Source organism: Streptomyces sp. NPDC005202, from assembly GCF_040608235.1.
GTDB lineage: Bacteria > Actinomycetota > Actinomycetes > Streptomycetales > Streptomycetaceae > Streptomyces.
On the sequence record NZ_JBEXHW010000011.1, the window covers coordinates 65,712 to 89,724 of the forward strand.

Annotated in this window: 20 protein-coding genes and 1 tRNA gene; 5 read left to right on the forward strand and 16 right to left on the reverse strand. The window is 69.6% G+C overall.

All coding sequences use genetic code 11. The features are described from left to right. Positions 1-5 precede the first annotated feature (5 nt). Together ABZV31_RS18515 and ABZV31_RS18520 are read right to left on the reverse strand one after the other, a co-directional pair. Positions 6-1,022 (reverse strand): sugar ABC transporter permease, encoded by a 1,017-nt coding sequence (locus ABZV31_RS18515; RefSeq protein WP_355895033.1) that lies wholly within the window; start codon positions 1,020-1,022, stop codon positions 6-8. A 5-nt stretch (positions 1,023-1,027) separates the two neighbouring features. Next, the gene (locus tag ABZV31_RS18520) at positions 1,028-2,392 is read right to left on the reverse strand and encodes an extracellular solute-binding protein (RefSeq protein ID WP_355894762.1); all 1,365 of its coding nucleotides are present in this window, start codon (positions 2,390-2,392) and stop codon (positions 1,028-1,030) included. Positions 2,393-2,788: 396 nt separating this feature from the next. On the opposite strand from ABZV31_RS18520, the gene ABZV31_RS18525 reads away from it, so the two are divergent. After that, positions 2,789-3,844 (forward strand): LacI family DNA-binding transcriptional regulator, encoded by a 1,056-nt coding sequence (locus ABZV31_RS18525; RefSeq protein WP_355894765.1) that lies wholly within the window; start codon positions 2,789-2,791, stop codon positions 3,842-3,844. 330 nt (positions 3,845-4,174) lie between these two features. On the opposite strand, the gene ABZV31_RS18530 is transcribed toward ABZV31_RS18525, so the two are convergent. From ABZV31_RS18530 to ABZV31_RS18545, 4 genes are all read right to left on the reverse strand, one after another. Further along, positions 4,175-4,247, reverse strand: a tRNA-His gene (locus tag ABZV31_RS18530). A gap of 115 nt (positions 4,248-4,362) precedes the next feature. Next, positions 4,363-4,965, reverse strand: coding sequence for an oligoribonuclease (gene orn / locus ABZV31_RS18535; protein WP_355894768.1), 603 nt, complete (start codon positions 4,963-4,965; stop codon positions 4,363-4,365). Between the two features lie 139 nt (positions 4,966-5,104). Beyond that, positions 5,105-6,415, reverse strand: coding sequence for a helix-turn-helix domain-containing protein (locus ABZV31_RS18540; RefSeq protein WP_355894769.1), 1,311 nt, complete (start codon positions 6,413-6,415; stop codon positions 5,105-5,107). A 378-nt stretch (positions 6,416-6,793) separates the two neighbouring features. Next, positions 6,794-7,126, reverse strand: coding sequence for a hypothetical protein (locus tag ABZV31_RS18545; protein ID WP_355894772.1), 333 nt, complete (start codon positions 7,124-7,126; stop codon positions 6,794-6,796). A 393-nt stretch (positions 7,127-7,519) separates the two neighbouring features. On the opposite strand from ABZV31_RS18545, the gene ABZV31_RS18550 reads away from it, so the two are divergent. Together ABZV31_RS18550 and ABZV31_RS18555 are read left to right on the forward strand one after the other, a co-directional pair. Beyond that, positions 7,520-8,047: a universal stress protein gene (locus ABZV31_RS18550; RefSeq protein WP_355894774.1), complete on the forward strand. Its 528-nt coding sequence runs from the start codon at positions 7,520-7,522 to the stop codon at positions 8,045-8,047. A gap of 194 nt (positions 8,048-8,241) precedes the next feature. After that, on the forward strand, positions 8,242-8,805 hold the full coding sequence (locus ABZV31_RS18555) for a GPR1/FUN34/YaaH family transporter (protein ID WP_355894776.1): 564 nt from the start codon (positions 8,242-8,244) through the stop codon (positions 8,803-8,805). Between the two features lie 180 nt (positions 8,806-8,985). Here ABZV31_RS18555 and glmS read toward each other — a convergent pair whose 3' ends face one another. Together glmS and ABZV31_RS18565 are read right to left on the reverse strand one after the other, a co-directional pair. After that, on the reverse strand, positions 8,986-10,803 hold the full coding sequence (gene glmS, locus ABZV31_RS18560; protein WP_355894779.1) for a glutamine--fructose-6-phosphate transaminase (isomerizing): 1,818 nt from the start codon (positions 10,801-10,803) through the stop codon (positions 8,986-8,988). Positions 10,804-10,850: 47 nt separating this feature from the next. Continuing rightward, on the reverse strand, positions 10,851-11,108 hold the full coding sequence (locus tag ABZV31_RS18565) for a hypothetical protein (RefSeq protein WP_355894781.1): 258 nt from the start codon (positions 11,106-11,108) through the stop codon (positions 10,851-10,853). A gap of 165 nt (positions 11,109-11,273) precedes the next feature. Here ABZV31_RS18565 and ABZV31_RS18570 point away from each other — a divergent pair, with 165 nt between their 5' ends. Then, complete coding sequence (locus ABZV31_RS18570; RefSeq protein WP_355894783.1) at positions 11,274-12,842, forward strand: metallophosphoesterase family protein; 1,569 nt, start codon at positions 11,274-11,276, stop codon at positions 12,840-12,842. 48 nt (positions 12,843-12,890) lie between these two features. On the opposite strand, the gene ABZV31_RS18575 is transcribed toward ABZV31_RS18570, so the two are convergent. Beyond that, positions 12,891-13,793, reverse strand: a complete 903-nt coding sequence (locus tag ABZV31_RS18575) for a DUF4429 domain-containing protein (RefSeq protein ID WP_355894785.1) — start codon at positions 13,791-13,793, stop codon at positions 12,891-12,893. A gap of 182 nt (positions 13,794-13,975) precedes the next feature. Between ABZV31_RS18575 and ABZV31_RS18580 the strand changes: the two genes are divergently transcribed. After that, positions 13,976-15,547 (forward strand): beta-N-acetylhexosaminidase, encoded by a 1,572-nt coding sequence (locus ABZV31_RS18580; RefSeq protein WP_355895036.1) that lies wholly within the window; start codon positions 13,976-13,978, stop codon positions 15,545-15,547. Between the two features lie 57 nt (positions 15,548-15,604). Here ABZV31_RS18580 and ABZV31_RS18585 read toward each other — a convergent pair whose 3' ends face one another. The 7 genes from ABZV31_RS18585 to ABZV31_RS18615 all read right to left on the reverse strand — a co-directional run bounded on the left by ABZV31_RS18585 (position 15,605) and on the right by ABZV31_RS18615 (position 24,008). After that, positions 15,605-17,377 (reverse strand): IucA/IucC family siderophore biosynthesis protein, encoded by a 1,773-nt coding sequence (locus ABZV31_RS18585; RefSeq protein WP_355894788.1) that lies wholly within the window; start codon positions 17,375-17,377, stop codon positions 15,605-15,607. Then, entirely contained in the window at positions 17,374-17,922 is a 549-nt protein-coding gene (locus ABZV31_RS18590; RefSeq protein WP_355894790.1) for a GNAT family N-acetyltransferase, read from the reverse strand. The genes ABZV31_RS18585 and ABZV31_RS18590 overlap by 4 nt, the downstream gene beginning before the upstream one ends. Continuing rightward, positions 17,919-19,211 (reverse strand): lysine N(6)-hydroxylase/L-ornithine N(5)-oxygenase family protein, encoded by a 1,293-nt coding sequence (locus tag ABZV31_RS18595; RefSeq protein WP_355894792.1) that lies wholly within the window; start codon positions 19,209-19,211, stop codon positions 17,919-17,921. The genes ABZV31_RS18590 and ABZV31_RS18595 overlap by 4 nt, the downstream gene beginning before the upstream one ends. After that, a complete protein-coding gene (gene desA, locus ABZV31_RS18600; protein WP_355894795.1) occupies positions 19,195-20,637 on the reverse strand; it encodes a lysine decarboxylase DesA in 1,443 nt (480 codons plus the stop codon). Before desA ends, ABZV31_RS18595 begins: the two co-directional genes overlap by 17 nt. A gap of 114 nt (positions 20,638-20,751) precedes the next feature. Further along, positions 20,752-21,606, reverse strand: a complete 855-nt coding sequence (locus ABZV31_RS18605; protein ID WP_355894797.1) for a siderophore-interacting protein — start codon at positions 21,604-21,606, stop codon at positions 20,752-20,754. A 56-nt stretch (positions 21,607-21,662) separates the two neighbouring features. Beyond that, entirely contained in the window at positions 21,663-22,712 is a 1,050-nt protein-coding gene (locus tag ABZV31_RS18610; protein ID WP_355894799.1) for an ABC transporter substrate-binding protein, read from the reverse strand. Positions 22,713-22,847: 135 nt separating this feature from the next. Then, on the reverse strand, positions 22,848-24,008 hold the full coding sequence (locus ABZV31_RS18615; protein WP_355894801.1) for an acyl-CoA dehydrogenase family protein: 1,161 nt from the start codon (positions 24,006-24,008) through the stop codon (positions 22,848-22,850). Between the last annotated feature and the right edge of the window lie 5 nt (positions 24,009-24,013).

The following is a 24,013-nucleotide window of genomic DNA, read 5'->3' on the forward strand; positions in this document are numbered from 1 at the left end:
ACTCCTTAACCACTGGCGCGCAGCCGGCGCGAGATGACGTAGTTGACGATGCCGATCACGATCAGGATCAGGAACATCGTCCAGGCGATCGCCGAGGCCCGCCCGAGGTGCTGGTTCACCCAGCCCTGCTCGTACAGGTACAGCCCCAGCGTCTGGAACTGGTGCGCGGCACCGCCCGAGGCGCCCTTGTTGGCGTCGAACAGCAGCGGCTCGCCGAAGACCTGGCTGGCGCCGATGGTCGACACCACACAGGTGAACAGGATCGTCGGCCGCAGCGAGGGCAGCGTGACATGGAAGAACTGCTGCCAGCGGTTGGCCCCGTCCAGCGCCGCCGACTCGTACAGGTCCTGCGGGATGGCCTGCATCGCGGCCAGGTAGATCAGCGCGTTGTAGCCGGTCCAGCGCCAGATGATGATCGACGACACGGCGATCTGCGAGGGCCACTTGTCGTTCTGCCAGTCGATGCTGTCGATGCCGACGAAGTGCAGCGCCCAGTTGATCATGCCGTAGTCGCGGCCGAAGAGCAGCACGAAGACCAGCGAGGCGGCGGCGATCGACGTGGCGTACGGCGCGAGCATCACGACCCGGTAGAAGGTCGACGCCCGCAGCTTGTAGTGGAGGATGTGAGCGAGGCCCATCGCCATCAGCAGCTGCGGAACGGTGGAGATGATGCCGATGGTCAGGGTGTTCTTCGCCGCGTTCCAGAAGAAGTCGTCGTCGAAGATCCGGGTGTAGTTGCGCAGCCCCGCCCAGTGCATGTCGGTCGGCGCCGTCAGCTCCACCGTGTGCAGCGAGGCCCAGGCGGTGTAGATCAGCGGGAACAGGCCGAACGCGACGAACAGCAGGAAGAAGGGGGAGACGAAGGCGTACGGGCTCCAGCGCACGTCCCGCTGCCAGCGACGGGACAGCCGGGCCCGGCGCCGTTGTTCCGCCTCGGCGGTCACGGCGCCGGCGGGCGGGCGGGCCGGGGCCGCGCCCCCCTCCTTCGCGGGGGGCGCGGCGGTGTCGTGCCGGGTGGCCATACCGGTCACTGCTCCAGGTTGTTGTCGATGGTCTTCGTGGCCGTCTTCCACGCCTCGGCGGGCGACTTGCCCTTCGTCACGAGGATGACGCCGTTGTCCGTCAGACCCTGGATGATGATCTGGTCCTTCGGGCCGATCACCTGGACCGGGATGGCCTTGGCGGCCTCGGCGAAGATCTTGCCGATGGGCGTGTCACCGGTCATCGCGTTCTTCGCGCCGCTGACCGCGGGGAGGCTGTAGGCGCCCGGCGCGCTCGGGAAGCTGCCCTGGACGCCGAACAGCTTCGCCTGCTGGGCGGGGGCGGTCAACCAGGCGGCGAGGGTCTCCGCCTCCTTCACGTGCTTGCCGCTCTTGGGCACGGCCAGGAAGGTGCCGCCCCAGTTGCCGGACTTCGGCGCGGCGGCCACGTCCCACTTGCCGGCGGCCTCCGGCTTCGACTTGCCCTTGAGGTAGCCGAGCATCCACGGCGGGCAGGCGACCGCGGCGAACTTGCTGTTGGCGATCGTCTGGTCCCAGGCCGGCTGGAACTGCGTCTGCGCGCCGACCAGCCCCTCCTGGGCGGCCTTGGCGGCCAGGTCGAAGCCGGCCTTCACGGCGGGGTTCGTCTTGTAGATGACCTTGCCGGAGGAGTCGTAGAACTTCTCCTGCTCACTGCTGAGGATCGCGTTGAGCAGACCGCCCGGGGAGTCCATGAAGTAGGTGCCGGTGGGCGCCTTCTTCTTGTACTTCTCGCCGGCGTCGACGAGCTTGCTCCAGTCGCCCGCCCACAGCTTGCCGACCGCCTCGCGGTCGGTGGGCAGACCGGCCTGCTGGAAGAGGTCCTTGCGGTAGCAGATCGCCATCGGGCCGATGTCGGTGCCGAGCCCGATCGTCCGGCCGTCCTTGGTGGTGGCCTGCTGCCACTTCCAGTCCAGCCAGTTGCTCTTGTTCACGCCCGAAACCTTGGAGAGGTCCTCGAGCTTGTCCGCCTGGGTGTTCACCACCTCGGCGATGTTGCCGACCTCGACGGCCTGGATGTCCTGCAGGCCGCTGTTGGTGGTGAGGTGGTTGACGAGCGCCGGGTAGTAGTTCTCGTTCCGCTCGGTGACGTTCTCCTGGATCTTGATGTCGGGGTGCAGCTTCTCGTACTCGGCGTAGAGGCCGGCCTCCTTGAAGCCCTGGGTGCCGAAAAGTCCCAGCGTGATCGTGGTCTTGCCGCTTCCGCTGCCGCCGCCGTCCGACGAGCCGGACTTGTCTCCGCCGTCGTCGGCACAGCCGGCCAGCAGCCCGGCGCCCAGCGTCGCGACGGCCGCCAGGACCACCGCCTTGCGGGCGATGGGGGTCCCCCCGCTCGAGTGAAGCCGAAAGTGGGGGAGGGTACGTGCTCGCATTGCGTCCTCCTGTCGCCCTGACGTGCCGACCCCCCGGCCAACTGCATGGTTGGGCCCGTATGTTCTCGCTGCGGCTCGGGCGGGGAACGTGCGGGTTGTGTATGTGCCAGGTACTGTGGGAGCGCTCCCACCGATGATGTGTTGAAGGGTCGTCGGTCCGGGCGGGGGTGTCAAGGGAGTCGGCACGGACAGATGCGTTCAGTTATCGGGCTGTTAGCTGGACCCAGCTGAGCCCGTCTGGGGGCACCCCCTGCTCGAAGAGCTTGGGGGACTTCGAGGACGCGGCCGTTCAGGCCGAAGGGGGGCTGGGGTGCAGCCCCCAGCAACGGTCACTGTGACGGACGGGACTGTTAGATTCCAGGCCAAGGTGGGTTCGACGGCGGAAGGGCGGAGCCAATGGCAAGCCACGGAGCGCGGAGCCGGAGCGGCGGTCGGCCGACCCTCGAAGAGGTCGCCGCACGGGCCGGTGTCGGTCGCGGCACCGTCTCACGGGTGATCAACGGCTCGCCCCGGGTCAGCGAGGCGACCCGCGCCGCGGTGGAGGCGGCGGTCGCCGAACTCGGCTACGTCCCCAACACGGCGGCCCGCGCCCTCGCCGCCAACCGCGCCGACGCGATCGCTCTCGTCGTCCCCGAGCCGGAGACCCGCTTCTTCGCGGAGCCGTACTTCTCGGACATGCTGCGCGGCGTTGGCGCCGAGATGTCGGACACGGAGATGCAGCTGCTGCTGATCTTCGCGGGCAGCGACCGGGAACGGCAGCGGCTGGCCCAGTACCTGGCCGCGCACCGGGTCGACGGCGTCCTGCTGGTCTCGGTCCACGCGGACGACCCGCTCCCCGACATGCTGGCCCAGCTGGAGATCCCGGCGGTGATCAGCGGCCCGCGGTCGGCGGGGGAGACCCTGACCTCGGTGGACTCGGACAACTACGGCGGCGCCCGCTCGGCTGTGGAGCACCTCCTCGCGCGCGGCCGCCGCACGATCGCCCACATCACCGGCCGCCTCGACGTCTACGGTGCCCAGCGCCGCGTCGACGGCTACCGGGACGCGCTGCGTGACGCGGGCCAGGAGGCGGACGAACTCCTCATCGAGCCGGGTGACTTCACCGAGGAGGGCGGCCGCCGGGCGATGGCGCGGCTGCTCGAGCGCCGCCCCGACCTGGACGCGGTCTTCGCGGCCTCGGACGTGACGGCGGCCGGCGCCCGCCAGGTGCTGCGCGAGGCGGGCCGGCGCACACCCGACGACGTGGCCCTGGTCGGCTACGACGACTCGGCCATCGCCCGCCACATGGACCCGCCCCTCACCAGCGTCCGCCAGCCCATCGAGGAGATGGGCCGCGCGATGATCGACCTGCTCCTGGCGGAGATCGCCGACCGCCGCCCGGCGGTGTCCCGGGGTCTGGAGCGGCGGCACGTGGTGCTGCCGACGGAGCTGGTGGCGCGGGCGTCGTCGTAGCGGCCGTCAGTCCTTGGGGCGTACGGCGTCCCAGCCCCGTTCCAGCAGGTCGATCGGCGTCGACCGCCGCGCGCGGGTCGGGGGAGGTGCTGCTGAGGGTGCCGGCCTCGAGGGCGAAGTGGGCCAGGGCCGCGCAGGCCGGGTCGTCGGCGGGGGCGCCGAGTTCGGCGGCGATGGCCTCGGCCAGGGCGTGATCGTGCCGCATCCACATGAAAAAAGTTGATTCGTTACGCTTATTGAGTCATGGCCCGGCAGGGTTGAGGGTGCAGAGCGGCAGGAAAAGAAGCAGCCGGTGACTTTGTCCTGCAAAGTCACCGGCTGACTACTCAGGGTGAGTGACGGGACTCGAACCCGCGACATCCTGGACCACAACCAGGTGCTCTACCAGCTGAGCTACACCCACCATGACCGGTGGTTCGCTGTGTGGTTTCCCCGACCGGCCGAGAAAAAGTGTACAGGGTCCGAAGGGGTGCTCGCGCCAGGCTTTCGCGGCGCCCCTCCGTGCGCCCCCAAGACGCCTACTGAGCAGGCAGGACGTGCTTCGCGGCGATCGTCTTCGCGGTGTCGGAGTCGGGGCCGGGCTGCGGGACGAAGATGGCCTCGCGGTAGTAACGCAGCTCCGCGATGGACTCGCGGATGTCGGCGAGGGCGCGGTGGTTGCCGTTCTTCTCCGGGCTGTTGAAGTATGTCCGCGGGTACCAGCGCCGGGCCAGCTCCTTGATCGAGGACACGTCGACGATCCGGTAGTGGAGGTACTGCTCCAGCGTCGGCATGTCGCGCAGCAGGAAGCCGCGGTCCGTACCGACCGAGTTGCCGCACAGGGGGGCCTTGCCGGGTTCCTTGACGTACTCCCGCACGTACGTCAGCACCTGCTCCTCCGCGTCCTTCAGCGTCGTGCCGCCTGCCAGTTCGTCCAGCAGGCCGGACGCGGTGTGCATCTGACGCACCACCTCCGGCATCGTCTGCAGCGCCTGCTCCGGCGGGCGGATGACGATGTCCACTCCCTCGCCGAGTACGTTCAGCTCGGAGTCGGTGACGAGGGCGGCCACTTCGATGAGGGCGTCGTCGGACAGCGAGAGGCCGGTCATCTCGCAGTCGATCCACACCATGCGATCGTTCATGTGTCTAACCTTACGGCGCGCCGCCGCGGGCCGAGCCGATCGTGCGGTGACCTTGTTACCGGGGGCGGGGGTTGTCGCAGGCGGGGTTGTCGGGCTGGGGGTTGGGGTGGGCGGACAAATGCCCCGCCCACCCCAACCGTCAGCTTCCGCTGCGCTGGCCCGGCAGATTCGCCCGGCCGGGGACGGCGTACGCTTCACGGCCGTTCTCCGATGCCGCGGACAACGAGGCCGCCGCCGTACGCCGGGTCTGGTGCGGGAGCGGGCCCTCGGGGTGGAGGGACGGCCCGGGGCTCGAAGGGCCCGCAGGGCCCGGGACGCCCACCGGTCCCGTGGAGCCGGCCGCGCCGGCGGAGCCGCCGGCACCGGTCGTGCTCACGGCGTTCCCCGGACCCGGTCCCGTCGAGCCGTCGCCGTCTCCCGGCCTCTCGCCCTGCGGCCTGCGCGCCCGGTACGCCGCCCGGTACGCGGCCGGCGACGAGCCCAGCTGGCGGCGGAAGTGGCCGCGCAGTGCCACCGGCGAGCGGAAGCCGCAGCGGCCCGCGACCTCGTCCACCGAGTAGTCCGACGTCTCCAGCAGACGCTGCGCCTGCAGCACCCGCTGCGTGATCAGCCACTGCAGCGGCGCGCTCCCGGTGAGCGAGCGGAAGCGGCGGTCGAACGTACGCCGGCTCATGTACGCCCGCGCCGCCAGCGTCTCCACGTCGAACTGCTCGTGAAGGTGCTCCAGCGCCCAGGCGACGACCTCCGCGAGCGGGTCGGCGCCGATCTCCTCCGGTAAAGACCGATCGAGGTAGCGCTCCTGGCCGCCGCTCCGGCGCGGGGGGACGACGAGGCGCCGGGCCAGCGCGCCGGCCGCCTCGTTGCCGTGGTCCGTCCGCACGATGTGCAGGCACAGGTCGATTCCGGCCGCCGTACCCGCCGATGTCAGGACGTCGCCGTCGTCGACGAACAGCTCTCTCGGATCCACGTGCACCGACGGATAGCGCTTGGCCAACGTCGGTGCGTACATCCAGTGCGTGGTCGCCGGGCGGCCGTCCAGCAGGCCCGCCGCCGCGAGCACGAACGCGCCCGTGCACAGCCCGACGATGCGGGCGCCCTCCTCGTGCGCCCGGCGCAGTGCGTCGAGCGCCTCCTCCGGTGGCGGCGAGGTGATCGAGCGCCAGGCGGGCACGACGACGGTGCCCGCGCGCGCGATCGCCTCCAGGCCATGCGGTGCGGTGAGTTCCAGGCCCCCCGTGGTCCGCAGCGGGCCGTCCTCGCCGGCGCACACCAGCAGTCGGTAGCGCGGCACTCCGGCGTCTTGGCGGTCAATCCCGAACACCGAAAGCGGTATGGAACTCTCGAAGATGGGGCCGCCGCTGAACAGCAGCACCGCGACGATCTCCTTGCGGCGTCGCCCGGAAAGCTTCCGGGCTGCGGCTTCCGGCGCGGCAGTGGAGTCGTGGCTCATACTGCTAAGCCCCCCTCGGTGGTCGCGGCTCCTCGGTTGTGTCGCTCCTGCACGTTTCCCCTTGGTCCTGCACGAGTCCCCCGCCGTAAGACAGTCAAGATCGAATCTACTGTGTCCCGCTGTGCCGCGGTGACCAGTTCGCCACCCGGCGCATTGTCGACATGGCAACTTGGCGTGAAGCATTCGATCACGAAGCGTTGCACTCGTGGAGCGTGCAGGGAAGTGCGCCTTGTCGCAGTGGCCAATCCCCATAGGGTGCGCGGGGCCCTCGGGACTCTTTCGGTGCAGGTCGAACGGGGGTTGGGGGGTACGCCGGCTGGGGAATGCACAGGTGCGAGAAGTTGGCTGAAAAGATACGGGCGCGTGCACGGAAACCGGTCAGTCGACCGGTGTCGTCGCTCCCGAGTGCCGGCCGCCCCTGTGGGCCCCCGTGCCCGTCCTGTGGTGGCGGCCGCGGTGCGGGACGCGCTCCTCGGCGAGCAGGCGGGCCGCCCCCCGTTCCGACTGGCGCAGGAGGATGCGGCAGACACCGGTGACGGCCGCGAGCCCGAGGGCCGTGCCGACCGCGCCGGCGAGCGAGGTGCCGTACCAGAGCAGGACCACGGGGACGAGGACGCAGCTGAAGGCCGCCCAGCGGACCACGTCGCTCGCGGTGTCGGTCGCAGGAGGTGGCGACGGGCGTCGCTCGGGGGCGGGATGGGGTCCGGACACGGCGTGCTCCCTACGGCGGCGGTTCACCGGGTTCAACGCGTGTTCGATCAGTCGGTCACTGTGCGGTACCGGTACGGCCGCCTGCGGCCCCCGGGCGGCGCCGGACGGGGGCGGGCGATCGTCCGCGGCCGTGGCAAGTGAATCGTGTGCAAACCGCCTGTACGGAGCAGCAACCATTGCGTTACGGGCGCCGCTCGTGCATGCTCCGGGGAACCGCCACGGTGGGGGTCCCCCTGTTCGAGCGAAGTCGAGAACTTGGGGGAGTGCGCGGGATCTGGGCTAAGGAGGCGTGCCGCCGTACCCTTGGGGGTACGGGGACGGGAAGAGGATTCCCGGACACAGCTCCGCCGCACACTGTCGTCCCCGATAAAGGATCACATCGCCGAGACAGCCATGGCCGGTCACGAATTCTTCGAACCCGCGGACCGCAAGCGGCCGGTCGCCGACCCTGCGGCGACCGATCCCCTGGCGGCGGAAGATCTACGTCCTTCGTGCGATCCCGCGTTCAAGCACGGCGTCGTCGTCGGCTTCGACGGATCGACATCCAGTGAGCGCGCCCTCGCGTACGCGATCGGCATGGCGCAGCGCTCCGGGTCGGGCCTGATCATCGTGCACGTCGCCAACCGGCTGCCCACCACGGTGTGGGCGGGCTGCGAGCCCCCGGTCTTCGTGGACGTGCCGGACCACCGCACCGAGGTGCTCGGCCTCGAGCTCGCCTGCGCGGACTACCTCGCCGAGGTGCCCTGGATCCTGGTCGAGCGCGGCGGCGACATCTGCCACGAGCTCGAAGAGGTGGGCAAGGAGTACGAGGCGGACGCGATCGTCGTCGGCTCCACGCACGGCATCGTCGGACGCATCTTCGGCTCCGTCGCCGGCCGGCTGGCCAAGCGCGCGCGGCGCCCCGTGGTCGTCATTCCGTGAGCCGCCGGCGCCTTGCCGCCTCCGGCGTTGTCATTCCGTAACTCGCCGTTGTCCCAGCTGAGATGAGCCCTGGGTACGGTCCGCTCCCTGTGCTGCAACGCGTAAAACTACTGACGCGTAGAGGTGTTTGTGCCCTTGTGAAGGGCATATACCGGTCGCCGTACACAACTCCACATGCACGAAGGGAGCCCGCCGTGGACAACGACGTCTCTGCGGGAAGCACCACCACGGTCGTCGGCCGACTCGCCCTCGGTGTCACCCTGCTGGCCTTCGGCCTCGGGTCCACCGACGTGATCGACGGCGTGACGGCGGCTGACGCCGTATCACTGGCCCACTACGTAGGCGGCGTCGCGCTGTTCGTCGCCGGCCTGCTGGCCTTCCGCGACCGGGACACGGCCACGGGTACGGCCTTCTCGGCGCTCGGCGCCCTGTGGTTCACCTGGGCGGTCTCGGCCGGCAACCCGATCTCCGACAACGCCGCCGGGCTCTTCCTCCTCCTGTTCGCCCTCGTGGCCCTCACGTTGACCCTCGCGGGCGGCGACGTGCTCGGCCAGGGCACCTACGGGCTGTTCTTCGTCTCCCTGCTGCTCCTCGCCATCGCGCGCTTCGCCGACAGCGGCAGCCTGGCCAAGGTGGGCGGATGGTTCGCCGTGGCGGCGGGAGCGGTGGCCTGGTACGCGGCGACCGCGGCCCTCGCCCACTGGCCCACGGCCCTTCCGCGGCGCGCTGCCGGCCGGGGGGTGACGGCCACCGGCTGAGGCAGCCGTGGGCCGGGGCATTGGGCCGCCCCGGTTCCTGAAGGAGCGACCCCCTGTGCTGGTGGCGCACAGGGGGTCGTTCACACCTTTTTGCGCCTAAGCCGGCGCCGCTCCCGCGGACGTGGTTGCTCGCCGTGGGGGTTGCTCAATGATCGCTTCGGCAGTCGTGTGGTGGATTTCCTACTCCACGGTTACCGACTTCGCCAGGTTCCGCGGCTTGTCGATGTCGCGGCCCAGCGCCAACGCCGTGTGGTAGGCGAGGAGTTGTAGCGGGATGCCCATGAGGATCGGGTCCAGCTCGTCCTCGTTCTTCGGCACCACGATCGTCTGGTCGGCCTTCTCCTGCTCCTGGTGCGCCACCGCGAGGATCCTGCCACTGCGGGCCTTGATCTCCTCCATCGCCGCGCGGTTCTTCTCCAGCAGGTCGTCGTCCGGCACGATCGCGACCGTCGGCAGGGCCGGCTCGATCAGCGCCAGCGGGCCGTGCTTGAGCTCGGAGGCCGGGTAGGCCTCGGCGTGGATGTAGGAGACCTCCTTGAGCTTCAGGGAGGCCTCGCGGGCCACCGGGTAGCCCCGGACGCGGCCGATGAAGAGCATCGAGCGGGCCTCGGCGTAACTCTGGGCCAGCTTCTTGATCTCCTCCTCCTGCTTCATGATCTCGGAGATCTGCTCCGGCAGCTTGCGCAGGCCCTCGATGATCCGCTTTCCGTCGCGGACCGACAGGTCGCGGATGCGGCCGAGGTGCAGCGCGAGCAGCGCGAAGGCGACCGTCGTGTTCGTGAAGCACTTGGTCGACACCACGCAGACCTCGGGGCCGGCGTGGACGTAGATGCCGCCGTCCGCCTCCCGGGCGATCGCCGAACCCACGACGTTGACGACGCCCAGCACCCGCGCGCCCTTGCGCTTGAGCTCCTGGACGGCCGCGAGCACGTCGTACGTCTCACCGGACTGCGAGACCGCGATGTACAGGGTGTCGGGGTCCACCACCGCGTTGCGGTACCGGAATTCGGAGGCCGGCTCGGCGTCCGCGGGGATGCGGGCCAGCTCCTCGATCATCTGGGCGCCGATCATGCCCGCGTGGTACGAGGTGCCGCAGCCGAGGATCTTCACGCGGCGCACGGCACGCGCCTCGCGGGCGTCGAGGTTGATGCCGCCGAGGTGGACGGTGGCGAACCGGTCGTCGATGCGGCCGCGCAGTACACGGTCCACGGCGTCGGCCTGCTCGTGGATCTCCTTGTGCATGTAGGTGTCGTGGCCGCCCATGTCGTAGGACTCCGCCTCCCACTCGACGGTGGTCGGCTCGGCGGTCGTGCGGGTGCCCTCGGTGGTGTACGTGCGGAAGTCGTCGGCCTTGAGGGTGGCCATCTCGCCGTCGTCGAGCGTGACTATCTGCCGGGTGTGCGTGACCAGTGCGGCCACGTCGGAGGCGACGAACATCTCCTTCTCGCCGATGCCGAGGACGACCGGGGAGCCGTTGCGGGCCACCACGATGCGGTCGGGGAAGTCGGCGTGCAGGACGGCGATGCCGTAGGTGCCCTCGACCAGGCGGAGGGCGGCGCGGACCTTCTCCTCCAGCGTCTCGGCCTGGGAGCGGGCGATGAGGTGGGTGAGGACCTCGGTGTCGGTCTCGGAGAGGAACTCGACGCCGTCCGCCTCCAGTTTGCGGCGCAGGTCACCGGCGTTGTCGATGATGCCGTTGTGGACGACGGCGACCTTGCCCTCGGCGTCCAGGTGCGGGTGGGCGTTCACGTCGGACGGGGCGCCGTGGGTGGCCCAGCGGGTGTGGGCGATGCCGGTGGTGCCCTTGAAGCGCGCCGGGACCTTCGCCTCCAGGTCGCGGACCCGGCCCTTGGCCTTGACCATCTTCAGGCCGGCCGTCTTGGGCGAGGTGACGACGATGCCGGCGGAGTCGTAGCCGCGGTACTCGAGGCGCTGCAGGCCCTCGAGGAGCAGCGGGGCGACGTCACGCTTCCCGATGTATCCGACGATTCCGCACATATAAGTCCCTTTTGTCCCCGAGGTTCTGTCGGCTGTTCCGGCGGCTCTCAGCCGTAGACGATGCGTCGTAGCTGCCGGAGGGAGAGCTCCGGCGGCGCCACCGCGCGGTATTTCAGGTCCGCCTCGATCCGTTCGAAGATCGTCGCGTTCACCAGGCCCTGGGCCTGAAGCTCGCGGTGGCGGCGACGGACGTACTGCTCGGTCGTCTCGTCGAAATAGGCGAGCACGTCCTGGATCACGCGCAGCGCCTCGCCCCGGGCCAGGGGCGTGGATCGCGTCAGATGATCAACAAGTTCGTCGTGCACCCGGTAGATCCTGAGGTACGTGCGACTCTTTCGCAAGAATCCTGCCCGATTTCGGGCAAGTGTCTGTTCGAACTTTTATGAACCTCTGTTCGCAGGCTGTACATCCTGTGTCCTGCGTCTCGTTGCAGATGTGGACCACTTTCAGACGCCATGGACATTCCACGCATGGGAGTACCGGAGAAGCTCGCCGAGCGCATGAGCATGGCCGAGCAGCACGAGTACCTGCGGGCGAGATTCTCGCGGCGCACGATGATCCGAGGCGGCGCGGTCACCCTGGGCGCCGTCGCGGGTGGCGCATTCGTGCCGGGTGACGTCGCCCAGGCCGCTGTCCCCACGCAGCGCACCGCCTCCTCGGCCGAGACGGTCGACGGCGCCCTCGTCGCACCCTTCGGCCGCCACCTCGCCTACGGCAACGACCCGCGCACCGAGATCACCGTCTCCTGGCAGGTCCCGGTCGCCGTGAAGAAGCCGTTCATCCGCGTCGGCGCCCACCCCTGGGACCTGTCCCGCAAGATCCCCGCCGAGGTCCGCGCCCTCCACACCCCCGCCGGCGTCGGCGCCGGCGGCGACCACACGCAGTACTACCTGCACGCCAAGCTGACGAACCTGCGTCCCGGCAGGACGTACTACTACGGCGTCGGCCACGCGGGCTTCGACCCGGCCGAGCGGCACCTGCTCGGCACTCTCGGCACCTTCACCACCGCTCCCGCGCACAAGGAGCCGTTCACCTTCACCGCCTTCGGCGACCAGGGCGTCAGCTACCACGGCCTCGCCAACGACAGCCTGCTGCTCGGCCAGAACCCTGCCTTCCACCTGCACGCCGGCGACATCGCCTACGCCGACCCGTCCGGTGCGGGCAAGACCTCCGACACCGGCTTCGACGCCCGCGTGTGGGACCAGTTCCTGTACCAGACCGAGTCCGTCGCCAAGCAGGTCCCGTGGATGGTCTCGTACGGCAACCACGACATGGAGGCCTGGTACTCGCCCAACGGCTACGGCGGCGAGGAGGCCCGCTGGAGCCTCCCGGACAACGGCCCCGACAAGAAGAACCTGCCGGGCGTCTACTCCTTCGTCTACGGCAACACCGCGGTCATCTCCCTGGATGCCAACGACATCTCCTTCGAGATCCCGGCCAACCTCGGCATCTCCGGCGGCACCCAGACCAAGTGGCTCGAGACGCAGCTGAAGAAGTTCCGCGCCTCCAAGGACGTCGACTTCATCGTCGTCTTCTTCCACCACTGCGCCTACTGCACCTCCACCGCGCACGCCTCGGAGGGGGGCGTGCGCCAGGAGTGGGTGCCGCTGTTCGAGAAGTACACCGTGGACCTGGTCATCAACGGCCACAACCACGTCTACGAGCGCACCGACGTCCTCAAGGGCAACCAGGTCGCCAAGAAGCTGCCGATCGGCGGCACCGCGTACCCGGAGACCGACGGTGTGGTGTACGTCACGGCGGGCGCGGCCGGCCGCAGTCTGTACGCGTTCAGCGCCGACCAGTCCTACGAGGGCCACGAGAAGGACATCGAGTCGGTCTCCTCCTTCGTCTGCCTCAAGGACGGCGCCCGGCAGAACGAGACCGTCGCCTGGTCGCGGGTGCGCTACCTCGACTACTCGTTCCTGCGCGTGGACGTCACCCCGGCCGCCAAGGGCCGCTACGCCACGCTGAAGGTGCGCGGCATCGCCGAGACCGGTGAGCAGGTCGACCACTTCACGGTGGCGCGCCGGGCGAAGTAGCAGCCCGCGTGTGCCCGAAGGGGGGTGCACGACTGAGGCAGGCGGTCCTCACCTGCGCTTGAGGACCGCCTGCTTGGCCAGGGTGAACTCCTCGTCCGTCAGCACCCCGGTGCGGTGCAGCTCGCCGAGCTCGCGCAGCCGCCGCAGCAGCGCGTCGTGGTCGTCCTCGGCGGCGGGCACGAGCTGCCTCGGGACCCTGGGCTCCCCGGCCGGTGCGGCCTCGTCGGTCCGTACGGCCTCGTCGGCGGGCGTGGACGGGTGCGGCAGCCGCGCCTGCACCGCCGCCGCGACCAGCGCCATCAGCGGGTCCTTCTTGAAGCCCCACAGGTCCACGGCGTTGGGGTCGTACTTCGGCGGGGCCTTGGTGGGCGCGTTCTTCACAGTGAAGCGGAGGTAGCCGTTCTCCAGCCCGGCCGCCGGCAGCCACTCCACGGCGTCGATGTCGGACAGGGCGAGGGTGCGGGGGCCGGCGGCGGTCTTGGCGTCCTCCGTCTTCCAGTTCCACTCCAGGCGGACGTGCTCGCCGTCGAAGCTCGCCGTGCCGTCCCCGGCGGACACCGACAGCGGCACGGACGGGCCCGGCAGCAGATACTCCGTCACCGGATCGGACGGAACCTCGTCCAGCAGCCGGGCGTTGCGGACCTCGTCCACGAAGTACTCGGCGACGCCGTAGCGGTCGGACTCGACGATCAGCTGGTAGGGGTCGTTGGGCTCAATCAGCCGGCCGCCGGTCGCGTGCAGCAGCGGGTCGGCGCCGTCGCGCAGCCGCAGCCTGAGCCGGCCCGCCTTCTTCCCCTGCTCGAACGAGATCCCTGCCAACGCCCCCAGCGGGACGACGAGTTCACCCAGTGTCTTGCGGAGCAGACTGACGTTCTTGTCCCGTCCAGGGGTCAGTCGCAGGGCGTCGCCGTCGAACGCCCACGTGCCGTCCTTCTGGATGATTTCCGCCATGGGGGGATTGTTTCATCGCTTCTGCGAGAGAGTGGTCTATACCCGTCGGGGCTCGCCGAGCCCCGAGTCGAGTGAAGGGAGCGCATGTGAGACGGCACCACAGAACGACTCCCCGCATGACCCGTACCCCCCGTACGGCCCCCCGTACGACCATCCGTACGACCACCCGCATGACCACCCGCATGACCCGCGCCCTGGGTTCGCTGCTCCTCGTTGCGGCGGCCGGGGCCTTCTCCGTGGGCGCGGCACCCGCCGGGCAGGCGCGCGCCGCGACACCGCTGGGCCAGGTGGTCCCCGCCCCCGCCTCGGTCGAGGCCGGCACATCCCCGTACCGCATCACCCGCGACACCCGCATCCGCGTCGACGACTCCCGCGAGGCCCGCCGGATCGGCGCGTACCTCGCGGACATCCTCCGCCCCTCGACCGGCTACCGCCTGCCCCTGACCACGCACGGCCACGGCGGCATCCAACTGCGCCTGGGCAAGGGTCCGTTCGGCACCGAGGGCTACCGCCTCGACAGCGGCAGCAAAAGAGTGACGATCACCGCGCGCGAGCCAGCCGGCCTCTTCCACGGCGTGCAGACCCTGCGCCAACTACTGCCCGCCGCCGTCGAGAAGGACACCGTGCAGCCCGGCCCGTGGCTGGTGGCGGGCGGCACCGTCCAGGACAGCCCGCGCTACGCCTACCGCGGTGCGATGCTCGACGTCTCCCGGCACTTCTTCACCGTCACGCAGGTCAAGCGCTACATCGACGAGCTGGCCCTGTACAAGATCAACAAGCTGCATCTGCACCTCAGCGACGACCAGGGCTGGCGCATCGCCATCAACTCCTGGCCACGCCTGGCGACCTACGGCGGCTCCACCCAGGTCGGCGGCGGCACGGGCGGCTACTACACCAAGGCCGACTACCAGGAGATCGTCCGCTACGCCGCCTCCCGCTACCTGGAGGTGGTCCCCGAGATCGACATGCCCGGCCACACCAACGCGGCCCTCGCCTCCTACGCCGAGCTGAACTGCAACGGCGTCGCGCCCCCGCTGTACACCGGCACCAACGTCGGCTTCAGCTCCCTGTGCGTGCCCAAGGAGGTCACCTACTCCTTCCTGGACGACGTCATCCGTGAGCTGGCCGCGATCACGCCGGGCCGCTATCTCCACATCGGCGGCGACGAGGCGCACTCCACCAGCCACGACGACTACGTGAAGTTCATGGACCGGGTGCAGCCGATCGTCGCCAAGTACGGCAAGACGGTGATCGGCTGGCACCAGCTGACCGGCGCGAGCCCGGCCAAGGGCGCGCTCGCCCAGTACTGGGGCCTGGACGGCACCAGCGCGGCCGAGAAGGCGCAGGTCGCCAGGGCCGCGCAGAACGGCACCGGGCTGATCCTCTCGCCCGCCGACCGGATCTACCTCGACATGAAGTACACCAAGGACACCCCGCTGGGGCTGTCCTGGGCGGGCTACGTCGAGGTGCAGCGGGCGTACGACTGGGACCCCGGCGCCTACCTCCCGGGAGCGCCTGCTTCCTCCGTCCGGGGCGTCGAGGCCCCGCTGTGGTCGGAGACCATCGTGAACTCCGCGCACATCGACTACATGGCCTTCCCGAGGCTGCCGGGCGTGGCCGAGCTCGGCTGGTCGCCCGCGTCCACGCACGACTGGGACACCTACAAGGTGCGGCTCGCGGCGCAGGGGCCGCGGTGGGACGCGCTGGGGATCGGGTACTACCGGTCGCCGCAGGTGCCGTGGCCGAGCAGTTGACGCAGCAGTGACGGGCACCCTGGAGGACCGTACTCCGGGGTGCCCGCCCGTCCGGTGTCAGAACCCCGCGATCGGGTTCCTGAGGGTGCCGACCAGCTGAAGCGCGCCGGACGGGTCCGCGAGGTCCACCATCTGCCGGTTGTTGCGCAGCTGGAGCCGGTTGAGGCAGGACAGCGCGAACTCGGGGGCGAACATGTCGTACTGCCGGAACTTCTCGGCAAGTTCGGGCGTCGCCTCCTGGTACGCGCGGACGGCCTCGGCGACCGTCCGCCAGAAGGCGTCCTCCTCCAGGATCCCCTCGTCGGCGAGGTTCGCGGCGAGGAAGCGGAAGAAGCAGTCGAAGACGTCCGTGAAGATCGACAGGAGCTTCTTGTCCTCCGGCACCTCGACCCGGATCCGCTGCACTTCGGGCGGCAGCACCGCGTCCGGGTCCATCACCGCGATCTCCTCGGCGATGTCCTTGTGGATCGCGCGCTGTACGACGCCGTCCCGCAGGACGAGGATGACGTTCTCGCCGTGCGGCATGAAGACCAGGTCGTAGGCGTAGAAGCAGTGCAGGAGAGGAGTGAGGTAGGCCCGCAGGTAGCGGCGCAGCCACTCCGCCGGCCGCAGCCCGGAGCGCTCGATCAGCGCGCCGGCGAAGGACGCGCCCTGGTGGTCCACGTGGAGGAGGGAGGCCATGGTGGCCAGGGACTCGCCCTCCTGGAGCGACGGCACCGGGCTCTCCCGCCACAGCGCGGCCAGCATCTTCCGGTACGGCGAGTAGCGGTCCGTGGCCGCCTCGTACTCCAGGTGGCGGTAGCCGACCGCCGCCCGCTCCCGGATGATCGACAGGCCCGTCGACTTCAGCAGCGGGTCGCTGTCGATGAGTTGGGCGAGCCAGTCGTTGATGGCCGGGGTGGCCTCCATGTAGGCGGCGGACAGCCCGCGCATGAAGCCCATGTTGAGGACGGACAGGGCCGTCTTGACGTAGTGCTTGTGCGGGTTGGACCGGTTGAAGAAGGTCCGGATGGACTGCTGGGCCAGGTACTCGTCGTCGCCCTCGCCCAGGCAGACGAGGTGCCGGCGGGCGACCTCGGCGGCGAAGGTGACGGTGAGCTTGTTCCACCACTGCCAGGGGTGGACGGGTATGAGCAGGTAGTCGTCGGGGTCGAGGCCCTGGTCGGTGAGCTGCCGGCGGAAGCGCTCGACCGTCCGGGCGCCCAGCTCCTGCCGTATGAACGACTCGTACTCGATGCCGACGCCCGCCGTGAACGCCGCCCGCGAGCGGTGCGCGGCCAGCCACACCAGGCGGACCGGGCTCGCGGTCTCGGGGGCGTACGACAGGTACTCGTGGACGCCGAAGCCGAGCCGGCCGTTGTTGGCGACGAAGCAGGGGTGGCCCTCGGTCATGCCGGTCTCGATCGCCTGGAAGCCGCTCTTGGAGAGCTCGGCGGAGGTGATCTCCGGCTTGGTGAGTTTGTAGCAGGTGCCGGAGAGGGTGGAGGAGATCTCCTCCAGGTAGACGGGCAGGATCTCGTCGCTCAGCCCCAGCGACCCCTTCAGCTCGATGAGGAAGTCCAGGGCGGCCGGCGGGAGTTCGGTGCCGTCGCGGTGGCGGGTGATCGAGTCGGGGTCGACCTGCCAGTGGTCGAGGGCGCGGCGGCGCGCGGTGAAGCGGTAACGGGTGAGGCCGTCGTCGCTGCGGACGACGTACTGGCCGTCATCGTCCTGTTCGGGGGTGATCAGCCGCTCGTGCGCGAACTCGGCGAGCGCCTTGCGTATGAGGAGGCGGTTGGCCTTCTCCCAGCGCTCGGGGGAGAGGTGGGCCACGGCGTCGGCGAGGGTCATGCCGCCACCGCCTTCTCGAACTGCTCGCGCGTGCAGAAGCTCAGCAACGCCTTCTTCTCCGGCTTCTGGATCTCCCGTACGGGCACGAACCCGACGGCCTTGTTCAGGGCGTGCACCGCCGTGTTGTGTACGTCGGGCTCGACAACGACGCGGGCGGTGGCGGGGTCGTCGAAGAGGTGCCGCATCACGGCGGTGATGACGGCCCGCGTGAACCCGTGCACGGGCGTGTCGGTCGGCGCGACCAGGAAGTGCATCCCGACGTCACCCGGCGCGGGCTCGTACAGCCCGACCAGCTCCCGGTGGGCGGGGTCGTACTTCTCCATCAGGAACGCGGGCTGCCCGTCGTGCAGCCCGAGCAGCGCGTGATGGTGCTCGTCGGCCGCGATGTCCATGTAGGCGCGCTCGACGTCCTCCAGCCGGGCGTCCTGCATCATCCAGAAGGCCGCCTTGGGATGCGTGACCCAGCGGTGGAGCAGCTCGGCGTCCTCGAGCGGGTCGAGGGGGCGGAAGGTGAAGGTGCCGATGGCACCGGTGGTCGTGCTCATGCTGCGAACTCCTGGAACGCGATGCTCTTCTCGACCGGGTAGTACTCCGTGCCGAGCAGCTCGCGGATGATGTAGCTGTTGCGGTACGCGCCCATGCCCAGGTCGGGGCTGGTGATGCTGTGGGTGTGGACGCCGGCGTTCTGGAGGAAGACGCCCCGGCCCGTGACGTCGATGGCGTAGTTGCGGGCGATGCCGAAGTTGCCGTGGGAGTCGTAACGCAGGCGGTCCCGGACGGGCTTGAGGAACTCCGGTTCGGCGTACTGGTAGCCGGTGGCCAGGATCAGGCCCTCGGAGCGCAGCTCGAAGTCTTTCTGCTGTTCCTGCTGGCGGAAGATGAGGGTGTACGTGCCGTTGTCGTACGTCGCCTTGTTCAGGCAGGAGTTGGTGAGCAGACGGGTGGGGACCGGGCCGCGGAGGTTCTTCTGGTAGAGCAGGTCGAAGATCTCGTTGATCAGGTCGCCGTCGATGCCCTTGAACAGGCCCTTGTGCTGTGCGGCGAGGCGGTAGCGGGTCGGCTCCGGCAGGGAATGGTAGTAGTCGATGTACTCCGGCGAGGTCATCTCCAGCGTGAGCTTGGTGTACTCCAGGGGGAAGAAGCGCGGGGAGCGCGTCACCCAGTTCAGCCGGTAGCCGTGGACGTCGATCTCGGTGAGCAGGTCGTAGTAGATCTCGGCGGCGGACTGTCCGCTGCCGACCAGCGTGATCGACTTCTTGCGCTGGAGCTCCGCCTTGTGCGCCAGGTAGCGGGAGTTGTGGGTGAAGTCGCCGGCCAGGCCCTGGCAGGCCGCGGGGACGTAGGGCGGGGTGCCGGTGCCGAGGACCAGGTGGCGGGCGCGGTAGATGTCGCCGGTCTGCGTCCGTACGACGTACAGCTCGGCCCCTTCGTCGTACGTCACCTCGGTCACCGTCGTGCCGAAGCGGATGCTGCTCAGCTTGGCCGCGGCCCAGCGGCAGTAGTCGTCGTACTCGACCCGGAGCGGGTAGAAGTTCTCGCGGATGTAGAACGAGTACAGGCGGCCCTGTTCCTTGAGGTAGTTGAGGAAGGAGTACGGGGAGGTCGGGTCGGCCAGGGTGACGAGGTCCGACATGAACGGGGTCTGGAGGTGGGCGCCGTCGAGGAACATCCCGGAGTGCCATTCGAAGTCGGGCTTCGACTCCAGGAAGACGCCGCTGAGGTCGGCGATCGGCTCGGTGAGGCAGGCGAGGCCGAGGTTGAAGGGGCCCAGGCCGATCCCCACGAAGTCGTAGGGCGTGTCGGTGACTTCGGCGGATTCAGGATACGCGGTCAAAAGGCTCTCCCAGGTACTGCTCGGCGTGGCCGGCGATCAGGTCGAGGACGGCGGCGAGGTCGTGCGCCGTCGTCTCGGGGTTGAGCAGGGTGAACTTCAGGTAGTGGCGGCCGCCGACCTCGGTGCCCGCGACGACGGCGTCGCCGGAGGCGAACAGGGCCTTGCGGGCGTAGAGGTTGGCGCGGTCGATCTCGGCCGGGTCGGTAACGGCCGCCGGGATGTGGCGGAAGACGAGGGTGGACAGCGCGGGCTCGACGACGACGTCGAAGCGGGGGTCGGCGGCGAGCAGCTTCCAGCCCTCCCGGGCCAGGTCGCACACCTCGTCGAAGAGCTCACCGATGCCGTCGGCGCCCATCACGCGCAGCGTCATCCACAGCTTGAGGGCGTCGAAGCGGCAAGTGGTCTGCAGGGACTTGTCGACCTGGTTGGGGATGCGCTCGGTCACCATGCGGCGCGGGTTGAGGTACTCCGCGTGGTAGGTGGCGTGGCGCAGGGTCGAGGCGTCCCGGACCAGTACGGCGGAGGAACTCACCGGCTGGAAGAAGGACTTGTGGTAGTCGACGGTGACCGAGTCGGCGTGCTCGATGCCGGTGAGGAGGTCGCGCCGCGTGCGCGAGACCAGCAGCCCGCAGCCGTAGGCCGCGTCCACGTGCATCCACACCCCGAACCGGTCGCACAGCTCGGCGATTTCGGGCAGCGGGTCGATGGAGCCGAAGTCGGTGGTGCCTGCGGTGGCGACCACGGCCATGGGGACCAGGCCGTCCCGGCGGCAGCGCTCCAGCTCGCGGGCGAGCACGACCGTCTGCATGCGCTGGTCGTGGTCGACGGGGACGCAGACCACCGACTCCGGGCTCAGGCCGAGCAGTTTCGCCGACGTCCGCACGCTGAAATGGCTGGCCTCGGAGGCGAAGACGCGCAGTTTGGCGAGGGTGTCGGTCTTGGCCTCCTCGCGGGCCAGCAGCAGCGCCTGGAGGTTGGACTGGGTGCCGCCGGAGGTGAACACCCCGTCGGCGGCCGGGCCGAGGCCGATGCGGGCGGCCGTCCAGTCGATGAGCTTGCGTTCGATGAGGGTGCCGCCCGCCGACTGGTCCCAGGTGTCGAGGGAGGAGTTGACGGCGGAGAGGACCGCCTCGCCGAGCACTGCCGGGATCACCACCGGGCAGTTGAGGTGGGCGACGTAGCGGGGGTGGTGGAAGTAGACCGCGTCCCGGAGGTAGACCTCCTCCAGTTCGTCGAGGACCGCCGCGGTGTCGTGCAGCGGCCGGTCGAGGTCGATCTGCTCGATGCGCGGGGCGAGGGCGTCGACCGTGACGCCGCTGAACGGACGGTCGGTGGCGGCGAGTTTGGCGGCCACCCGCTCGACTCCTTCGGTCACGGAGCGGCGGTAGTGCTCCGCGGTCAGGTCATTGAGCAGGTGCGAGCGCATGTGGGGGTCCTCCGGTGGGGACAGTCCGTGCGGAACGAATGCGGGGCGGAGTCGCGCGAGATCAACTTAGGTTAGCCTAACCTAATTTCCCATCAGCCCCTCCCGTGACCGGCGTCACTCGTGTGCGCGCAACTGCTCCTCGCTCAGGCCCTGCCGCCAGTAGCCGACGAAGGTGACGCGCCGTCGGTCGATCCCGCGCTCGCCGACGAAGTGCCGGCGCAGCTCCTTGACGCACCCGGACTCGCCCGTGATCCAGACATACGGGTGCTCCGCGGGCGGGAGCCGGGCATCGCGAAGGGCGCCCAGGGCCATGGGGGACCCCTGGGCGCGGCTCTGGTCCCGGACGAGCCAGGTGATCTCGGCGTCGGCCTCGGTCGGCACGTCCTGGATGTCACCGGCGTGGCCCACCTCGAGCCAGGCGCGGACGCGGGTCCCGGCCGACAGGGACTCCAGGACGGCGGTCGCCGCGGGTACGGCGGTCTCGTCGCCCCACATCACCACCAGGTCCGTGTCCTCGGGCGGGCGGAAGCGGATCGCCCGGTTGTCCGCGACCGCCGGGCCGAGCAGCAGCACGCGGTCGCCGGCGGTGGCGCGGGAGGCCCAGTGGGAGGCGGGGCCGGCGGGAGCGGCGGCCCCCGGTCCGACGCCGTGCAGGGCGAAGTCGATGTCGATCTCGTCGGGGTCGCGGCGCAGCGCCCGTAGGGTGTACGAACGCATCACCGCCCGTACATCGTCCGGGAGTTCGCGCCAGCCCTGCCACCAGCGGTCGCCGAGCTCGATCGGGACGACCGGCTCGGACTGGCCCGGGTGCGGCAGGAACAGCGACAAGGACTGGTCGCGTCCGACGGAGTGGAAGGCGTGCAGGTCGGGGCCCGCGAAAGTGATTCGGACGAGAGACGGGCCGAGCCGCCTCGTCCATACGACCTGCAGGGAGAAGAAACGGAACGGGGCGGCTACGGCCGTCGTCATGAGTGCTCCTGAGTTTTCGTCAGGGGGCAGGGGCGTCCGCGTGTTGCGGGGCCGGGTCAGCTGACCTTCTTCGCCTTCTCGATGGCCGCGGCGAGGTCCTCGAGGAGCGGGGCGCACTTGTCGTACGACAGGATCGGCTCGGGGTTGCGGGCGATGACCTGGCCGGCCTTGACGGCGGGGAGCTTCTTCCAGGTGCCCTCGGTGATGTCGGCCGGCTGGATGACCGAGGAGCGGTTGTCCATCATGATGATGTCCGCCGGATACTTGTCGACGTTCTCCCAGCTCAGGGACTCGTACCAGCCGCCACCCTTGACCCTGGCCTGCTCCGGGGGCTCGACGAAGTTCACGCCGAGGGCCTTGAAGTACTCCAGATCGATGGAGAGGTTCGTGCCCGAGACGTAGAACAGGTCCTGGCTGGCGGAGCCGGCCATCACCTTGATGCCGGGCTTGGCCTTGGCGGCGGCGCGCAGCCGGGCGGCCGCGTCCTCGAAGCGCTTCTTGGCCTGCTTGACCTTGTCGGCGGTGACGTCGGCGCCGAGCGACTCGGCGAGGGCGAGCATGCGCTGCAACGGCTCGGTCACCTGGCGGTCGTAGACGGAGATCCCGACGGTCGGGGCACCGACGGCGAGGATCTTCTTCTTCGACTCCTCCGGGACGTACCAGAGGGTGCCGACGTTGTCGAACATCGTGGAGATGAGGACGTCGGGGGCGAGGGAAACGTACTTCTCGATGTTGAACTGGCCCCACTCGTTGCCGAGGACCGTCACCTTGCTGACGTCCATGTCCCCGGCCTGGACGTCGGCCTTGCCGTCCTTGGTCTTCGTCGGGCCGAAGACGCCCTTGGCCTGGATGCCGTAGTCGTACAGCGCGGCGGCGACACCGACGAACGCGACGATGTCGACCGGGACCCTGTCCGCCTTGGCCGTCTGCCCGCGGTCGTCCTTGAAGGACCAGGGACCGGACTTCGCGGCCGCCGTCCCGTTGCCCGGCTCGCCGCTTTTCACGTCGTCGTCGCCGCAGGCTGCGAGCACGGCACCGAGGCCGAGGGCGCCGCCCGCGGCAAGGATGTCGCGGCGGGTGACATGAAAGGCAGGGGCGTTGGGCATGGGTATGACTGCTTTCGAACGGGGCGAAGCGCCCGCCGGACAAGTTCGAAGTTAGGTTAGCCTAACCTCAGTTCTTGTCCAGGGGGCGGGTCGCTCCGCGCCCGTGTCCGTGAGCAGCCTGTGCGCCGCCGGGGGTCAGCCCGCGAGCCCCAGCTCCCGCGCGATCAGCATGCGCTGGACCTCGCTCGTACCCTCGCCGATTTCGAGGATCTTGGAGTCGCGCCACATACGGGCGACCGGGTACTCGTTCATGAAGCCGTAGCCGCCGTGGATCTGGGTGGCGTCGCGGGCGTTGTCGACGGCGATGGTGGAGGAATAGAGCTTTGCCATGGCCGCCTCCTTCTTGAAGGGCTCGCCGGCCACCAGGCGGGAGGCCGCGTCGCGCCAGGCGAGGCGGGCGGTGTGGGCCTTCATCTCCATGTCGGCGATCTTGAACTGGATGGCCTGGTTGGCGCCGATCGGGCGGCCGAAGGCGTGGCGTTCCTTCGCGTACTTCACCGACTCGTCCACGCAGCCCTGGGCCAGGCCCGTCGCCAGTGCCGCGATGGCGATGCGGCCCTCGTCGAGTATCCGCAGGAACTGCGCGTAGCCGCGGCCCTCCTCGCCCAGCAGGTTCGCCGCCGGCACGCGGACGTCGTCGAAGGACAGCTCACGGGTGTCGGAGGCGTTCCAGCCGACCTTCGAGTACGGGGGCGCCACCGTGAAGCCGGGCGTGCCGGACGGGACGATGATCGAGGAGATCTGCGGCCCGCCGTCGGGCTTGCGGCCCGTCACCGCCGTCACCGTCACCAAACCGGTGATGTCCGTGCCCGAGTTGGTGATGAAGCACTTGGTGCCGTTGATGACCCACTCGTCCGTCTCCGGGTCCAGACGGGCCGTCGTACGCGTTGCTCCCGCGTCCGAGCCGCCGTCCGGTTCGGTCAGGCCAAAGGCGCCCAGGATCTCCCCGGAGCACAGACGGGGAAGCCACTGGCGCTTCTGCTCCTCGGTACCGAAGAGGTGGATCGGCATGGCGCCCAGCGAGACGCCCGCCTCCAGGGTGATCGCGACCGAGGAGTCCACGCGGGCGAGCTCCTCGAGCGCGATGCCGAGGGCCAGATAGTCGCCGCCCATGCCGCCGTACTCCTCGGGGAACGGCAGCCCGAACAGGCCCATGCGGCCCATCTCGCGGACGATCTCGTACGGGAACTCGTGCCGCTCGTAGAAGTCACCGATCTTGGGCGCGACGACCTCGTGCGCGAACTCCTCGACGGTGCGGCGGAGTTCCTCCAGTTCGGGGGAGAGACGGTGGTCCATCGTTG

Coding starts and splice junctions, on each gene's coding strand:
- ABZV31_RS18515 (WP_355895033.1), bottom strand. CDS start 1,022: ATGGCCACCCGGCACGACACCGCCGCGCCCCCCGCGAAGGAGGGGGGC.
- ABZV31_RS18520 (WP_355894762.1), bottom strand. CDS start 2,392: ATGCGAGCACGTACCCTCCCCCACTTTCGGCTTCACTCGAGCGGGGGG.
- ABZV31_RS18525 (WP_355894765.1), top strand. CDS start 2,789: ATGGCAAGCCACGGAGCGCGGAGCCGGAGCGGCGGTCGGCCGACCCTC.
- orn (WP_355894768.1), bottom strand. CDS start 4,965: ATGAACGATCGCATGGTGTGGATCGACTGCGAGATGACCGGCCTCTCG.
- ABZV31_RS18540 (WP_355894769.1), bottom strand. CDS start 6,415: ATGAGCCACGACTCCACTGCCGCGCCGGAAGCCGCAGCCCGGAAGCTT.
- ABZV31_RS18550 (WP_355894774.1), top strand. CDS start 7,520: ATGGCCGGTCACGAATTCTTCGAACCCGCGGACCGCAAGCGGCCGGTC.
- glmS (WP_355894779.1), bottom strand. CDS start 10,803: ATGTGCGGAATCGTCGGATACATCGGGAAGCGTGACGTCGCCCCGCTG.
- ABZV31_RS18570 (WP_355894783.1), top strand. CDS start 11,274: ATGGGAGTACCGGAGAAGCTCGCCGAGCGCATGAGCATGGCCGAGCAG.
- ABZV31_RS18575 (WP_355894785.1), bottom strand. CDS start 13,793: ATGGCGGAAATCATCCAGAAGGACGGCACGTGGGCGTTCGACGGCGAC.
- ABZV31_RS18580 (WP_355895036.1), top strand. CDS start 13,976: ATGACCCGCGCCCTGGGTTCGCTGCTCCTCGTTGCGGCGGCCGGGGCC.
- ABZV31_RS18585 (WP_355894788.1), bottom strand. CDS start 17,377: ATGACCCTCGCCGACGCCGTGGCCCACCTCTCCCCCGAGCGCTGGGAG.
- ABZV31_RS18590 (WP_355894790.1), bottom strand. CDS start 17,922: ATGAGCACGACCACCGGTGCCATCGGCACCTTCACCTTCCGCCCCCTC.
- desA (WP_355894795.1), bottom strand. CDS start 20,637: ATGCGCTCGCACCTGCTCAATGACCTGACCGCGGAGCACTACCGCCGC.
- ABZV31_RS18605 (WP_355894797.1), bottom strand. CDS start 21,606: ATGACGACGGCCGTAGCCGCCCCGTTCCGTTTCTTCTCCCTGCAGGTC.
- ABZV31_RS18610 (WP_355894799.1), bottom strand. CDS start 22,712: ATGCCCAACGCCCCTGCCTTTCATGTCACCCGCCGCGACATCCTTGCC.
- ABZV31_RS18615 (WP_355894801.1), bottom strand. CDS start 24,008: ATGGACCACCGTCTCTCCCCCGAACTGGAGGAACTCCGCCGCACCGTC.